The organism is Syntrophorhabdaceae bacterium (assembly GCA_036504895.1).
In the GTDB taxonomy this organism is placed as follows: domain Bacteria; phylum Desulfobacterota; class Syntrophorhabdia; order Syntrophorhabdales; family Syntrophorhabdaceae; genus PNOM01.
In genome coordinates this window covers 20239-34888 of sequence record DASXUJ010000006.1, presented here as the reverse complement: position 1 = coordinate 34888, position 14650 = coordinate 20239, and the positions used below count along the sequence as shown (strand labels likewise).

Sequence of the window (14650 nt, the reverse complement as noted above, 5' to 3'; positions counted from 1 at the left end):
CAGGCAGAATCGCCTCTCCGGCCTCCCGAAGACCACGCAGGAACCTCGTCCCGGGCGATGGTAAAAGCCCCTGTTTCCCTCATCTCTTTCATTTCCCAGGCCGCCGTCGGACATCCTTTAAGGCCCTCCGGACACAAGGGTCGACGATCAGTATTCTTGTTTTAAGGCCTGCCGCCGGCATAAGTCCTCCTCTATATGCACGGTCTTTCTGATCCGCTTCATCAGTACTTCACCTGTCTGCGTGGAAAATATGATTTTTCTCCCGGAGGTTCCCCCGATATGGCTCGCGTGGAGCTTGAGCCCTTCCCGAAGGAGGGCTTGCCTCGCGGCTTCTATATTCTGCTTTCCCACGGATACATTGCGCCTGTCGGGACCCGTCACGAGAATGTCGGACCCGCCGAACACTTTTACCTCCAGCTCTGCCGGGTACGCCCCTTTATCGATGAACCATGCGATCATCGCTTTAATGGAGCAGTCCGCATAGCGGAAGGCATCCTCACAATTTGGAATGCATGCTTTGCGGCGGCACCGGGGCAGAAGGATATGGCAAATGCTTCCGATCACAAGACGGGCGCAGTACATGGTTACCGAAACGCAGGAGCCGAGGACGGTGGCTACCCGTACCGGTGTTTCGGAGAAATAGAGCTCCCCCGGCTGAAGGTATAAGAGGGGCAGCTCCGTCCGGGGCGCCTTCACGCAATTTTCCTGTAAACCGTCGGACCTGCCTGAATGAGGGGGAGGTTCATGCCGTGAAGGTTTTCGGAATGGCCCATGAAGAGGTAACCGCCGCTTCTAAGGTAGCGGCACAATCTCGTGATGAGCCGCTCCTGGGTCTGCCTGTCGAAGTAGATGATCACGTTTCTGCAAAAAATTATGTGGACCGCCTCTTTGATGTCATAATGGTCATCCATAAGGTTGACTCTGCGAAACTCCACCCTGGACCGTATGAGGGGCGCTATCTTCACAAGTTGTCGCGCCCTGTCCTTACTTCTCAGGAGGTATTTTTTCTTCAGCTCCGCCGGGATGGGCGCGGCCTGCTCCTCCTCGTAAACCGCTTTTTTTCCCGCCTCGATCATGCGGGTCGAGATATCCGTGGCAAGCACGGAGTAGTCATAACCCCGACGAGTCCAGCCGAATTCATTGAGCACCATGGCGAGGGTATAAGGCTCCTCACCGGAGGAGCATGCGGAGCTCCACACGAGAAGCCGTTCCTCGATCCCGGCGCCGCTGTGGTCGAGTAATTCCGGAAGAACAGTATTGATCAGGTAATCGAAATGGTCGGACTCTCTGAAGAAATCCGTCTTATTCGTGGTCACCAGGTCGATCATGGGAACAAGCTCCCGCTCCATGCCGGCGGCACTGAAAAGATAGGCGCAATACTCTTCAAAGGTCACGAAATTAAGGGCCTTCAGCCTCTTGTGGAGGCGGGCCTTCAGCATTGTCTTTTTGGCCTCCGCCATTTTGATGCCGCATTTTCGGTAGATGAGGCTGCTCAGTCTCACAAAATCCCCGGAACTGAGGGGTGCGCCCTGTGCAGGCGCACCCGTAACCCTGTCAGCTGCTGATCGAACCGTCACTTTTAAGGATCCTCCTCACTTATATCCTTTCGAAATCTTCGTCACCAAAGCCGCTCTGGTCAGATAGGTTCAGGGAAAAACCCCGCGCCTTACCGTGACCGTTCCCTTTATCCCTCACAAGCTCCGGTACGGGGATAACCTTTCTCCTTGCCTCTCCCGCCCTCAGTCCTGCCTGCTCCGCCTGCACAAAAGCCGCTCCCCGGGAAGAGGCCTCCGTGCGATAGTCCGAATGGGTTCTGAAAAAGCCCATGGTGCCCTGCAGCTGGGCCGATTGGGACGACAGCTCCTCCGACATGGAAGACATCTCCTCGGCGGCGCCGGCGTTCTGCTGTATCACCTGATTCAGCTGCTGGATTGCGGTATTCACCTGAGAAGCGCCCGCGTTCTGCTCCACACTCGCCGCGGCGATCTCCTGGACAAGCTCCGCAGTCTTCCTTATGTCGGGCACCAGTTTATCGAGCAGGCCCCCGGCCCTTTCCGCTTTCTCCACACTGGAGCGGGAAAGCTCGCTGATCTCTCCCGCGGCCCCTTGGCTCCTCTCAGCAAGCTTACGGACCTCGGACGCCACCACCGCGAACCCTTTGCCGTGTTCCCCTGCTCTCGCCGCTTCTATGGCGGCGTTGAGGGCGAGGAGGTTCGTCTGCCGGGCGATCTCCTCGATAATCGTGATCTTCCCCGCGATCTCCTTCATGGCCCGGACCGTCTCCTCCACCGATTTCCCGCTCTCCCTCGCATCCTCCGCCGATTTCAGGGCGATCCTTTCGGTCTGCTGGGCACTGTCGGTATTCTGTTTTATGTTCGATGCCATCTGCTCCATGGAGGCGGATGCTTCTTCCGCCGATGCAGCCTGTTCCGATGCACCCTGGGAGATCTGTTCGGCCACCGCGCTCATCTGGCTGCTGCCCCCCGCTACCTGGGTAGTCGCCTCCTGAACGCTGCCCACGATTTCGCTGATCCGCTCTACCATTTTGGCCAGGGCCTTCATCAGGTCGTCCCGGTCAGAGCGGGCCTTTACGGTTACGGTAAGGTTCCCTGCGGCGATCTCTTCGGTGGCGGCGGTCACCTCCTTCATGGCATCTATAAGGAGGTTCACGTTCCCGATAATCTCTTTAAAATCACCTTTGTAATCTTCGGTAATCTTCGGGGGGACATCGCCCTTGGATATGCGGTCCACATATTCGGCTGCCACGTTGAGGGGTCCTATCACCGCGTCGAGAGTCCCGTTCACGCCTTCGATGATCCTCCGGTAGTCCCCCTGGTGCCTTGACGCGTCTCCCCTGACATCGAGCTTTCCTTCGAGGGCCGCCCCCACCAGCATCCCGGCGTCTGTCACAAGCGCACCTATATGATCTATGCAATTATTCAGATTGTTCTTGATCTCTTTGAAGTCTCCCTTATAATCCTCTTCGATCCTCAAAGGTATGTCTCCCTTCGAGATGCGGTCCACATACTCTGCGGCCACGTTGAGGGGGCCTATCACTGCATCGAGGGTCCTGTTCACGCCCTCCATTATCTTCCTGAAATCTCCCTGGTGGCGCGCCACATCGGCCCTTGCATCGAGCCTGCCCTGAACCGCCTGGCCTACCAGCTCGTCCGCGTCCGATATGAGCAGTTTTATGTTCGCGGCCATAGTCCCGAAAGAGCGGGAGAGCATTCCCATCTCGTCCTTTCTCTCCCCCTCTACCACCACATCCGTCTGTCCCATGGCCAGCTTGTCGGTTGCAGTCACCAGGTCCTGGAGGGGTTTCCTGATACACTGGGTAATCTTCAAAGAAAGTAGTACGAGCACCCCTGCCACTACGAGAAAAATGATGCCCGTGGTAGTCACCTTCTTCCAGAAAAGGGCATTCACGTCGTCCACATAGATACCTGACCCGATCACCCATCCCCAGGGCTCAAAACCTTTCACGTATGAAACTTTGGGCACGGGGTCCTTTACTTCCGGCTTGGGCCAGAGATACTCGAGGAATCCGGCCTTTGAGCTCTTCACGATATCGGTGAATTCGACGAATATCCTCCTGCCCTTGGGATCCCTGTTATCCGAAAGGTCCTTTCCTTCAAGCTCCGGCTTAAAGGGGTGCATCACCATCGCGGGACGCATATCGTTGATCCAGAAATACTCTTTCCCGTCATACCTGAGACTTCTCAGCGTACTGATGGCCATGCGTTTCGCCGCATCCTCCTTCATACTGCCTTCTTTGACAAGCCGGTAGTAATGGTCGGCTATACCTGCGGCTGACTCGACCACATGTTTTGTCTTGAGCTTCTTCTCTTCAAGCATGCTGGTCCTCAGCGACAGGACAGAGTATGCCTCCATGATCAGGAGGCTCGCCAAACCCGCGAGCACGATGATCCTGAGCTTGTTCTGAATCTTCATGTTCTCCAGAAATCTCTTCATAACATCCTCCCTTGTGCCTCCATACTCCCTCAAATGTTAAAATCACCGGAAGCGGACGACGGGCCTCCCTTCCCGTCCTCCACCCCGCGCCTAATATCTTTCAAACTCTTCATCGCCCTTTTCATCCGTGCCCAAATCCAGGGCATATCCCCTGTGGCTCTTATTCTTTCCAGGAAGGGATGCAGGCTTTCCCCCATGGGCCGCCACCCGGATGTTGCCGGAGGAAGCAGCTATTTCCCGGCTTTCGCCTTCCCTCTTCTCCCTTCCTGCAGGATTCGCCCAAGAAAATAATTCTCATTCTTCATCTGCATACATTTGCCGGGCGCCCGCCGGCCCCTGTCCAGGGGCAACGAGTCCGGCTCCGGCGATTGTCTTTCTTGTCTACAAGGATAATCGGGTAATTAATTAAAGGGATTAAGTCTGAGTGATACTATATAACTATATAGGTAATATAGACGATATCTCTATATTTTTAGAGCGACATCAGGTAAGTCCTTAAATTGATTTGCTTATTTCTCAAGCCCAATTTGTTTCTCACGCTGTTTCTATGGGAATTGACCGTGCCCGCCGATACGTTCATGAGCTCCGCGACCTCTTTGGTCGTCTTCCCGCTCTTGATGAGATTGGCTACCTGAACCTCCGTGGGGGTGAAGCGGGCATAGAGGGCATTCATTTTCTGGAGGAAAGGGGAAAACACGCTGTTGAGGTTCTCCTCGAGGATAGTGAGGTACGCAGCCTGGGTACCCCCGGGATGAAGGCTTTTCAATTTTTCAATGTAAGGGAGGACCAGCTCCCTTACATTATCCATGACGGCATTTTCGAGCGCCGTTTTATCTTCGTCCCTATGCCTCAAGAGGACCCTCAGAGCGGCATTCGCCTCTTCGAGGCGAATCGATTCTATTTCAAGGTCTCTTTCTCTCTTCCTCAGTGCTTCTTCCGCCCGCTTCCGTTCGGTCACATCATCCACTATTCCTTCATCATAGATCATCCTGCCTTCCGCACCGCGCACTCTCCGCACGTTCATTGAAACCCACACGGTGCTGCGGTCCCTACGGTAGAGCTCGACCTCGAAATCCTGGAGAAAACCTGCTGACCTCATGCCCGCCGCATACCTGGCCCGGTCTTCCGGGTTCGTATAGAGCACGGAGCTCATATCCTTGATTTCAGCTGTCATCTCCGCCGCGCTTTCGAAGCCGTGAATCCTTGCGAGGGCAGGGTTCATATCAATATGCCCGCCTTCCCGGTAGGTCCTGAATATTCCGACCATGGCATTCTCAAATATGTTCCTGTATCTCTCTTCGCTCTCGCGGAGCGCCTCTTCCGCCTTCTTCCTTTGGCTGATGTCTCTGAAGATCACCTGAAGCATCCGCTTTCCGTGATGGTTCACCGTCCCCAGGGTCAGATCTGTGGGAATGACCTCACCGTCGACACGAAGGAGATGTATCTCCCGAAGAGAAAGGGGTATGGCCGTGTGCGTGACCCGCGCGATCCGGTCGGCCACTACCTCCCGGTTCCTTAACTCAATATAATCAAGAATCTTTTTGCCTTTAAGACCTTCCGGGCGATTAACTCCGTAAAGCTCCAGGGCCGCGGGATTGAGAGTGAAGAAGCTTTCGGCCTCGGCAAGCACTACTGCCTCGGGAAAATTCTCCACGGTTTGCCGGTAACGCTCTTCCGATTCGGTGAGTGCCCTCTCCGCCTCCTTGAGGTGCGTGATGTCCCGCTCGAATACGGAAACCCTCTCGATTGGGCCGGAGAGAGGGAAAACGGGATAGGCGTAAGCCTGATATACTCTCTCTTCCCGGACGTCTTCGAACATGACCGTTTCTCCTGAGGCAAATACCTTCCGGATATTTTCCCTGAACAAGTCTTTACTCCCGAAAGGGAGGAGGTCGTAAAGGGACGCCCCGCGAAGCTCATCGAGGCCCCTGTCCATTCTCGCGGCGAATACCCCGTTGCCCACGAGTATCCGGCCCTCTCCGTCAATCATGAAGAGGCCTTCCCGGGTGGCGTTGATCATGGCGAGCAGCGCCTCTTCGCTCTTGGCAAGCGCCTCTTCGACCTGTTTCCGAAGGGTAATATCAACTACAATGGCCCTGAAGCCCGACGGTTTCCCCTCCCGCGTCACGGGACTCGCATGGACGAGTCCGGGAAAGGCGGACCCTCCTTTTCTCAGCATGGTGTATTCGTTTCCCCCTACCGCTTCGCCTTCCAGGAGGCGCTCCATATTCCGCTTCAACCTGGCATGCTCTCCTTGGGCGATCGCGTGAAATACACTGAGGCCTTGCACCAGATCATCCATGCTGTAGCCGAAGGCTTCGAACCCGCTACGGTTCACGAAAGTAAGGTATCCCTTTTCATTGAATTCCACGACTGTCTGGGGCAGGAGATCGGCGAGCTCCCTGTAGGTCCGCTCGCTCTCTCTTGCCGCCTCCTCCGCCCGCCTGCGGTCGGTGATGTCCCGTATAATTGCCTGAAGGAGCGTCTCCTTGTCCGTCCGCATCTCGCTCAGACTTACCTCGGCGTCAAAAAGGGACCCGTCCAGGCGGCAATGGCGCCACTCGAAGAACTGGGGCTCGCCCGAGAGGACCGCACCTACCCTCGCCTTTATGCCGGTCCGGGAATCAATGCCGTCCGGCTGCAGGGGAGCTGAGAACCGGTAAAGAGTACGCCCGATTATCTGCTCCTTCTCGCATCCGAACATTTTAAGGGCCTTCGGATTGCACGCAACGAAAACTTCGCCCCGGGTGATGAGTATGGCATCATTTGCCCCCTCAAAAAGGGCCCTGTATCTCGACTCGCTCTCCCTTAATGCACCTTCGAGCCCATTTTCTTTTTCCAGGCTTTTCACGAGCCCGAGGGACAAGGGGAGATCGCGAAGGACGATCGGGAACGAAGAAAGCTCCACCGGGATTGTCGTTCCATCCTTTTTGAGAAGCCTGCACCGCATCCGCCGGGGCTTCGCAGGCTCTTCCTGCTGCTCGGCGACAGGGAAGTCAGCCTTCGGACGCTCGGGACAGAAGGTGGCCGAAAGAGCTTCCCCTGCTCTGCCTTCGGGATCGTCACACCCGATCATTTCGGAAAATATCCTGTTACAGTAAAGGCAGTTCTCTTCACCACCCCTTCTTCACAGTTTTCTATGAGCGCGCGGAAAGGCTCTTCCATCTCATAAAGCGGCAAGGGAGGGCATTCATCATGGGCCTCGGCGCCGCGAGGTATAGTCACTACGGATTCTGCCGAATTCTTTCCGGGAAGGAAGACTACCTTTCTGTTTCTTCTTTCTGTCATCCTTTTCTATTCCTCCCGGCGAGAAGCCGGTAATAGGTCATCTGCCCCGCAGAAGGCACGCGTTCTTCCCCGATTCCGAAGAGGACCTCGCACCGGGCGGGGAAAGGAAAAAACGGCATTATTCCGGTATAGATTATTGAAAAGATACTGGAAATATATCATAAAAAGGCGGGCAGAGTAAATCCGGCGGCACACCGGGCCCGGGAAGAGGCCCTGGATGGGTCCTTTCCTTACGGGATCGCACATCCCTCACTTTCCCCCTCACTGTTGGGGAGAGCTGATGGGGCGGCTAAACCTTCTTATTTATATGCGGTTCATATCGTCTACATTTTCATACCAGACGGATACGAGGGCATAACAGGTCTTGGAGTCGCACGTATAACTCTGTTTGATGTCGACTACCTTGACTTTACCCCGGGACAGCCACGTGTTGATATCCTTCTCCAGCTCGTCCGCATTGCCGTTGTTCGCGAACATCCTCACTTCCATAGGCCCCTCCCTGTGAAGCAGTTTTTAACGCATGTATTAATATAATCAGTCTTCCTGCCCCTTCAACGTGTCCGTTCCAGGCAGAAGGATGGGGTTGGCGGTCTTTCGAAGGAGAAAGAGGAGCCAGGCCGACAGAATGACCATGACCCCGAGGAGCGATATGCCGAACCTGAAACTGATGAGGTCTCCGGAAAGGCCAAGAAAATAGGGGATAAGCCCTCCTCCGAATATGATGCTGAGGGTCAGCATCAGACCCGTGGCCATACCTCTTTCCTCCCTCCCGAAGGCCTGGGTGACGAATACCATCGAAAGGGGGAAAAAACCCGTGATGAAGATCGCCTGCATAAGAAGCATGGCCCCTATGGCGGAGGCGGGCGCCACACCCATAAGTACGGTAAAAATACCGGCCATGAGGAGCATGACGAACATCATCTTCTTCAGATCGAACCTGTCGGCAAGAAATCCGCACAGGAGGGCTATTGCCGCGCCCCCTAAACGGGAAATACTCAGGATGACATCCGCGTAATGCATAGAGAGAGACAGCTCCTTGGTGAGATAGAGCGGCACTATCAGGTAAATACCTATGTTCGCCCCCGCGGCAAAAATCCACAAAAGCGTCATTATCCAAAAAAACCTTGTTTTCAAGATCCCGCTGAAGAGATTGCCCTCTGAGCGGGCGATCCTGAGCTCGGAGACCGAGAAATGAAAGAAAGCGGCACACCCGAGGCAGGCGACGCCGAAGATGCCGAAGATGCCTCTCCATGACAGGTAGCGAAGGAGCGCGAGAGCGATAAGCGGGGTCGCAAGAATTGCAATCGAGGCCCCGGAATCGTGAATGGCGATCGCTCTCGCCCATTTTCGTTCTATGAAAAATTCCGTGATCATGGGTATGGCCGCGGGAAGATAGAGTCCGATCGAGAATCCGAGGACGAACCCAAGGCCATAGAGCGCGGGAAAAAGCTTCACAAAAGGAATGGCAAGGCAGACCATGGAAGAAATATAAAGGGAACAGAGGATCGTCTTCTTGAGACCCACCCTGCCCGCATAGATGCCCGAGAGGAACATGGAAAGGGCGTACCCCGCGGAGACAAAAAGGAATATGCTGCTCGCACGGGCATGGGAGATGAGAAATTCGTCTTCCATGAGAGGCAGCAGGGGGGAGAAGACGGACCTCAGGCAGAAATTGAGAAACCAGAGGAGCCAGAGAAGGAGAAGAAAGGCGAGGGCCTTACCGCGTAATTCTGAGTGGCGCATTATTCCTTACCTTTCATTGCCTGTGGTGAAGCCCCTTCATTTTCCCTCTCTTAGTAGGTCTACTATGGATATCGGGCCGTCCGTTCTCTTACCACATGGCCCGGGAGCCCGTCAACAGGAGCTTCCCAGTCACCGGGACGGAACGGCCCTTCGGTCCGGGGCGTCTCGCATTAAAATGATATTCTTCCTCAATCGGTGGTTCCGCAAAAAGAGCCCGTGATGCTTTCATCCTGCCCGCGTCTCCTCCTCCGGCCGGCTTTAGATATTGACAAGAAGGGCCTCCCTTTGTACAATCACTCGACGATTACCTGAAACAGGAGGAGACCTATGGCGATCCGGAAGAAAGGGGCGACAGCTTTGGCGACCCTGGCACTATTCAGCATTACCTTACTTTTCGTTTCCGGATTTGCCGGGGCGGAAGCCGTTCCCGAAGAGAGCGCCGCCGGGGAGCAGGAAAGTACCGCGGCGGGGCCGGAGCCGGTCGACGAGCCGCAGGAAATAATAAAAGGCATCCCCTTCAATCCCCGCCGCCTGCGCACCGGGGTTTCCGTAACGGCAACTCTTGAAATAAATCCCGTCCTGCACAAAGGACCCTGCCCTGCCTCCTTTACCCTCAAAGGCTATATTTCAGCGAATAATCCCACAAAGGTAGCCTACAAGTTCGTCCGCAAGGATGCTCCCCCGTCTAATCCCGAGATCCTCACATTCGAAAAGGCCGGAACCAAAGAGGTGAGCCATACTTTCTCCGTCGGCGCCGAAGGCGGTACCAGCCCATTCGAGGGCTGGGTCCACCTCGAGGCCGTATTTCCGGTCAATAACAAAGTGAGGTCCGACTCCGTCTTTTTCAGCGGGAGGTGCACTACTCCGGGAGCGGAAGGAGCCGCAGTAACGAACGAGATTCAAGAGGACTGCGAGCTTTTCGACGCGGCTGCGGTGAGGGCTTACCAGGAGAAGAACATATGGAAGATCGGCGACGGGAAAAAAGTGCTTTTCGGCTTCGGTGTTGACAAGAGGGAGGCGGAAAACAGCCTTGCCGTCATGAGCCGGTACCGTATCACCAAATCATGTTTTATAGGGAGACCGAAACCCTCTTTTCATTATATGCTTTCGGGAGATTCGGCGCCTGCAGGAGAATTCAAGGGCGAGGCGTGCAAGGCATTCGCTCCGGCCGCGATCACGGTCCGGCAGATAAAAACGGGCTGGGTATTGAGCGAAGGAGAGCGGACGCTCATCGCCTTCGGGGAGCGTAAATCGGAAGCCGACCGCGCCCTGTCGATCATAAAGAAATACGGCTTCACCCACTTCTGCCTCATGGCGACGGGAAAAGTCGATTTCATGTACATGAGGAAGTAAAGGGGGCTTAAGGAACAGTCAATACCTTTGCCAGCTCCCGTCTCTTCCAGGAGAGATAGACGGCGGGATAGATGGCGAGCTCGAGCACCGTGGAGGTTAGGAGCCCACCGATCATCGGCGCGGCGATCGATTTCATGATCTCGGAGCCGATGCCGGTGCTCGCCATAATGGGAATAAGGCCCGCGAGCATGGTCGCGACGGTCATTATCTTAGGTCTCAGCCTCTTTACCGCGCCTTCCATCACCGCCCCGGTGAGATCCGAGTAATTGCTCAACCTTCCCTCCTTCTTTCTCTTCCAATACGAAAGTTCGAGATAGAGGAGCATGACCACCCCTGTCTCCGCGTCAAGTCCCGCAAGGGCGATAATGCCCACCCATACTGCGGCGCTCATGTGGAATCCGAAAATATAAAGGAACCAGAAGGAGCCTACGAGTGAAAAGGGGACGGAGAGGAGCACGATCCCGGTCTTCACGAAGGAGCCTGTGCTCAGATAGATAAGGGTCAGGATGAGCAGGATGGTAACGGGCACGACCGTGATCAGGTGGCGCCGCATGTTCTCGAGCCTCAGATAGTCGCCGCTCCATTCGATGCGGTACCCGTCGGGAAGCTTGAAGGAGGCGAGCCGCTTTTTCGCCTCTCCGATATAGGTCCCCGTATCTCCCGAGGCATGATCGATATAGATGTATCCGGTAGCCATGCCCGCTTCACTCTTGATCTGGGTAGGGCCCTTTTCAATTCTTATGTCCGCGAGCTGTGACAGGGGCACGTGCGCGGAGCCCGGGGAGGCTATCTGCGGCAGATCGGGCTGTGCCGAAGACATGGCAACAGGCACGAGGACCCGTTTCAAAGCATCCACATCACCCCGAAGCTCCCTCGCGTAACGGACATTGACGGGATAGCGCCCCCTGCCTTCGATGGTGGTGGTCACGTTGACGCCGCCGATCGAGGATTGGATGATCTCGTTCACCTCATCGACCGAGAGGTTGTAGCGGGAGGCTTCTTCCCTGTTCACCGTGATATCGAGATAGTAGCCCGTATTGACCCGCTCGGCATAGACGCTCCTCGTGCCGGGGACATCTTTGAGGAACTGCTCCACCGTGATCCCTATCTTTTCTATCTCACCGATATCGGGACCGAAGATCTTCATTCCGAGAGGAGTGCGGACGCCGGTGGAGAGCATATCGATCCTCGCCTTTATGGGTGCCGTAAAGGCATTCGATACACCGGGCATGGTCAGGGCATCGTTCATCTCCATGGTCAGCTTTTCGACGCTCATACCCTTGCGCCACTGGGCCCTCGGCTTCAGGTTAATCGTGGTCTCGAACATCTCGAGGGGCGCGGGGTCGGTCGCCGTCTCGGCGCGGCCTGCCTTTCCGAACACACTGCTCACTTCAGGAAAACTCTTGATGATCCTGTCCTGGGCCTGAAGAAGGGAAGCCGCCTCTGAAATGGCGATGCCCGGAGCCGTGACGGGCATATAGAACAAGGCGCCCTCAAAAAAGGCCGGCATCGATTCACTGCCGAGTTTAATACAAGGATAGGCGGTAACAGCCATGAGGAGCAGGGCCACGGCGATCACCTTGCCGCGGTTTCCGAGGCTGAAGCGGACCACGGGCCCGTAGACCCTCTGGAGCGCCCTGTTCACCGGGTTTTCATGTTCGGGACGGATAGTGCCCCTGATAAAAATCGTCATCAGCGCCGGCGTCAAGGTGACGGCAAGGCCCGATGCGGCGAGCATGGCGAAGGTTTTCGCAAAGGCAAGGGGCCTGAAAAGCCTGCCTTCCTGGTCCTGAAGGGTAAAAACGGGAAGAAAGGCCACGGTAATGACCATGAGGGCGAAGAAAAGTGAAGGCCCCACCTCTTTTGCGGCCTCGATAATCACCTCTTTCCTCCCGGGCGTACCCTCCCCGCCTTGCCTCAGCTCTTCCAGCCTCTTGTGGGCGTTCTCCACCATAATGATGGATGCGTCCACGAGCACGCCGATGGAGATGGCGATGCCGCTTAAGCTCATGATGTTGGAGGTGACCCTGAGGTAATAGAGAAAAATGAAGGAGATGAGGACCGCGCCCGGCAGCGTGAGGGCCACGACCAGGGCGCTCGGCAGGTGGAGCAGAAAGACGAGGCTCACGAGGCTGACCACGAGGAAAAGCAGGACGATCTCGTTCCGAAGGGTGCCGACCGCCTGCCGGATAAGGTCCGACCGGTCATAGGTAGGCACTATCTTCACCCCCTTCGGGAGGCCGGGCTCGATATCGTTTTTAATCTTCTCCTTCACGCGGTCCAGCACGTCGAGCACGTTCTCACCGTAGCGGACCACCACGATGCCCCCTGCCACCTCTCCCCGTCCGTCGAGGTCGGCGACTCCTCGCCTCAATTCCGGGCCGAGGACGACAGAAGCGATATTCCTGAGAGGGACCGGGGTTCCGCCTCCGTCCACGCCCACAGGCACCGATTCGAGGTCCTTGAGATTCCGGATATATCCCCTTCCCCGTACGACATATTCGGCGCCGGAGAATTCGATTACCCTCCCCTCCACGTCGCTGTTGCTTTTCCTCACGGCTTCGAAGACTTTATTGATTGGTATGCCGTAAGAGAGGAGCCGGTTCGGGTCCACGGTCACCTGGTACTGCTTGACGAACCCGCCGATGCTCGCCACCTGGGCAACACCGGGCACGCTCTCCACCGCGAGCTTCACGTAATAGTCCTGAAGGGAGCGGAGCTCCGAGGGCTCGAATTTACCGCTGCCGGGTACCAGCGCATAAGAAAACCCCCAGCCTACCCCTGAGGCATCGGGACCGAGGACGGGGTTCACTTCCCGGGGTATCTTCCCCCGCACGGCCTGAAGGGATTCGAGGACCCTCGTTCTTGCCCAGTAAATATCGGTGTTGTCCTTGAATATGACATAGATAAATGAGCTGCCGAGAAAGGAGAACCCCCGCACGGCCTTGACCCTTGGGGTGGCAAGGAGCGTTGAAGTGATGGGGTAGGTAATCTGGTTTTCCACCAGGTCCGGACTTCTGCCGGGCCAGTCCGCATAGACGATCACCTGGGTGTCGCTTTGGTCGGGGAGCGCGTCGAGGGGAGACTGGGTAAGGGCCCAATACCCCCACCCCGCCAGTATGAGGACCACTAATATGGTGACGACCCGGTTCTTCGCGCTAAGCTCGATGATGCGTGCGATCACCGGCTCACGCCCTTAAGCTTTGCATCCGAATCTATGAGAAAAACCCCTGAAGAAGCCACTTTTTCGCCGGCCTTGAGGCCCTTCAGGACCTCCACCATGCCGTTGCCCCTGGCACCGAGCTTCACCTCTCTCGGACTGAAATGTTCGTCCCCCACGTCCACGTAGACTACCTGCCGCGTCCCCGTGTCGAGTACCGCCGTTTCGGGGATGGCGAGCCTCTCCCCTAAATCGATCTCCATCTCCACATTGGCGAACATTTGCGGCTTAAGGAGGCCGTCCTGGTTGGGTACAATAAAACGAGCTTTCACGGTTCTCGTCTGACCGGAGAGGGAGGGGTATACGAAATCGACCTTTGACTCTATCTCCTTCTCCGGATAATAGCTGAGAGTGATCCTGGCCTTTTGTCCGGCCTTCACGAAAGGCACCTCATATTCATAGATATCCGCGAGGATCCAGACCGTGGAGAGATCGACCACATCAAAAAGCTTCTCCCCCGGGGCCACCCGGGAGCCTTTCACCACGGGCTTCTGAAAGATATATCCGTGTGCGGGGCTCCGGACCGTGACGGTCCTGATCGGGGTTTTTGTCTCCTCGATCTTCCTTATCTGCTCCTCCGGGATCTCCCAGAGGGAAAGCTTCTGCCGGGCCACGCGGAAAAGGGACTCCGTGTCGAAGGTGGTCAGCCTGCCCGTGGTCCCATACCGGTCTCCCCATGCAAATTCGATATTTCTCTGAAAACGGGAACCCTGCTCCGCGAGCTTCGAAAGGTTGATCATCTCCAGCTGGAGCGACATGAGCTCAGGACTATAAATCTCGGCGAGGGCCATGCCTTTCTTCACACGCTGTCCTGCATAATTGACGTAGAGGGTCTCTACCCAACCGTCGACTTTCATATTTACGGTAGTGATCTTCCGTTCGTCAATCTCGACCCTTCCCGTGGTCCTCAGGGTCTTCCTGAGGGGCGCCGTCATTACCGTCGCAATTTTGATGCCCATGAGGCGCTGCGCATCGGAAGGCACTTCCACTTTCGTTGCTTCACTCTCTCCGGGGGCGGCTCCGGCCGGAGAAGCAGACTGATTCCCCAACACCGCTCCGGATGGGGGAGCC

General features: G+C 56.1%; 10 protein-coding genes. 1 reads left to right on the top strand and 9 read right to left on the bottom strand.

Features of this window, described 5'->3' with window-relative positions:
- Window positions 1–147 precede the first annotated feature (147 nt).
- From VGJ94_00735 to VGJ94_00705, 7 genes are all read right to left on the bottom strand, one after another.
- Window positions 148–696 (bottom strand): chemotaxis protein CheD, encoded by a 549-nt coding sequence (locus VGJ94_00735; protein ID HEY3275118.1) that lies wholly within the window; start codon window positions 694–696, stop codon window positions 148–150.
- Window positions 693–1577, bottom strand: coding sequence for a CheR family methyltransferase (locus VGJ94_00730; protein HEY3275117.1), 885 nt, complete (start codon window positions 1575–1577; stop codon window positions 693–695). Before VGJ94_00730 ends, VGJ94_00735 begins: the two co-directional genes overlap by 4 nt.
- 19 nt (window positions 1578–1596) lie before the next feature.
- Window positions 1597–3975: a cache domain-containing protein gene (locus tag VGJ94_00725; GenBank protein ID HEY3275116.1), complete on the bottom strand. Its 2379-nt coding sequence runs from the start codon at window positions 3973–3975 to the stop codon at window positions 1597–1599.
- A gap of 472 nt (window positions 3976–4447) precedes the next feature.
- Window positions 4448–7051: a PAS domain S-box protein gene (locus tag VGJ94_00720; GenBank protein HEY3275115.1), complete on the bottom strand. Its 2604-nt coding sequence runs from the start codon at window positions 7049–7051 to the stop codon at window positions 4448–4450.
- Window positions 7048–7263, bottom strand: coding sequence for a hypothetical protein (locus VGJ94_00715; protein ID HEY3275114.1), 216 nt, complete (start codon window positions 7261–7263; stop codon window positions 7048–7050). Before VGJ94_00715 ends, VGJ94_00720 begins: the two co-directional genes overlap by 4 nt.
- A gap of 303 nt (window positions 7264–7566) precedes the next feature.
- Window positions 7567–7752: a hypothetical protein gene (locus VGJ94_00710; GenBank protein HEY3275113.1), complete on the bottom strand. Its 186-nt coding sequence runs from the start codon at window positions 7750–7752 to the stop codon at window positions 7567–7569.
- Window positions 7753–7797: 45 nt separating this feature from the next.
- Window positions 7798–9006: an MFS transporter gene (locus VGJ94_00705; GenBank protein ID HEY3275112.1), complete on the bottom strand. Its 1209-nt coding sequence runs from the start codon at window positions 9004–9006 to the stop codon at window positions 7798–7800.
- Between the two features lie 327 nt (window positions 9007–9333).
- Here VGJ94_00705 and VGJ94_00700 point away from each other — a divergent pair, with 327 nt between their 5' ends.
- The gene (locus VGJ94_00700) at window positions 9334–10359 is read left to right on the top strand and encodes a hypothetical protein (protein ID HEY3275111.1); all 1026 of its coding nucleotides are present in this window, start codon (window positions 9334–9336) and stop codon (window positions 10357–10359) included.
- A gap of 7 nt (window positions 10360–10366) precedes the next feature.
- On the opposite strand, the gene VGJ94_00695 is transcribed toward VGJ94_00700, so the two are convergent.
- Both VGJ94_00695 and VGJ94_00690 read right to left on the bottom strand, forming a co-directional pair.
- The gene (locus VGJ94_00695) at window positions 10367–13543 is read right to left on the bottom strand and encodes a CusA/CzcA family heavy metal efflux RND transporter (GenBank protein ID HEY3275110.1); all 3177 of its coding nucleotides are present in this window, start codon (window positions 13541–13543) and stop codon (window positions 10367–10369) included.
- A complete protein-coding gene (locus VGJ94_00690; protein HEY3275109.1) occupies window positions 13540–14628 on the bottom strand; it encodes an efflux RND transporter periplasmic adaptor subunit in 1089 nt (362 codons plus the stop codon). The genes VGJ94_00695 and VGJ94_00690 overlap by 4 nt, the downstream gene beginning before the upstream one ends.
- Between the last annotated feature and the right edge of the window lie 22 nt (window positions 14629–14650).

What these genes read in the sequence shown, in the direction of transcription:
- VGJ94_00725 (HEY3275116.1), bottom strand. Translation starts at nt 3,975, where the DNA reads ATGAAGAGATTTCTGGAGAACATGAAGATTCAGAACAAGCTCAGGATC.
- VGJ94_00720 (HEY3275115.1), bottom strand. Translation starts at nt 7,051, where the DNA reads ATGATCGGGTGTGACGATCCCGAAGGCAGAGCAGGGGAAGCTCTTTCG.
- VGJ94_00715 (HEY3275114.1), bottom strand. Translation starts at nt 7,263, where the DNA reads ATGACAGAAAGAAGAAACAGAAAGGTAGTCTTCCTTCCCGGAAAGAAT.
- VGJ94_00710 (HEY3275113.1), bottom strand. Translation starts at nt 7,752, where the DNA reads ATGGAAGTGAGGATGTTCGCGAACAACGGCAATGCGGACGAGCTGGAG.
- VGJ94_00705 (HEY3275112.1), bottom strand. Translation starts at nt 9,006, where the DNA reads ATGCGCCACTCAGAATTACGCGGTAAGGCCCTCGCCTTTCTTCTCCTT.
- VGJ94_00700 (HEY3275111.1), top strand. Translation starts at nt 9,334, where the DNA reads ATGGCGATCCGGAAGAAAGGGGCGACAGCTTTGGCGACCCTGGCACTA.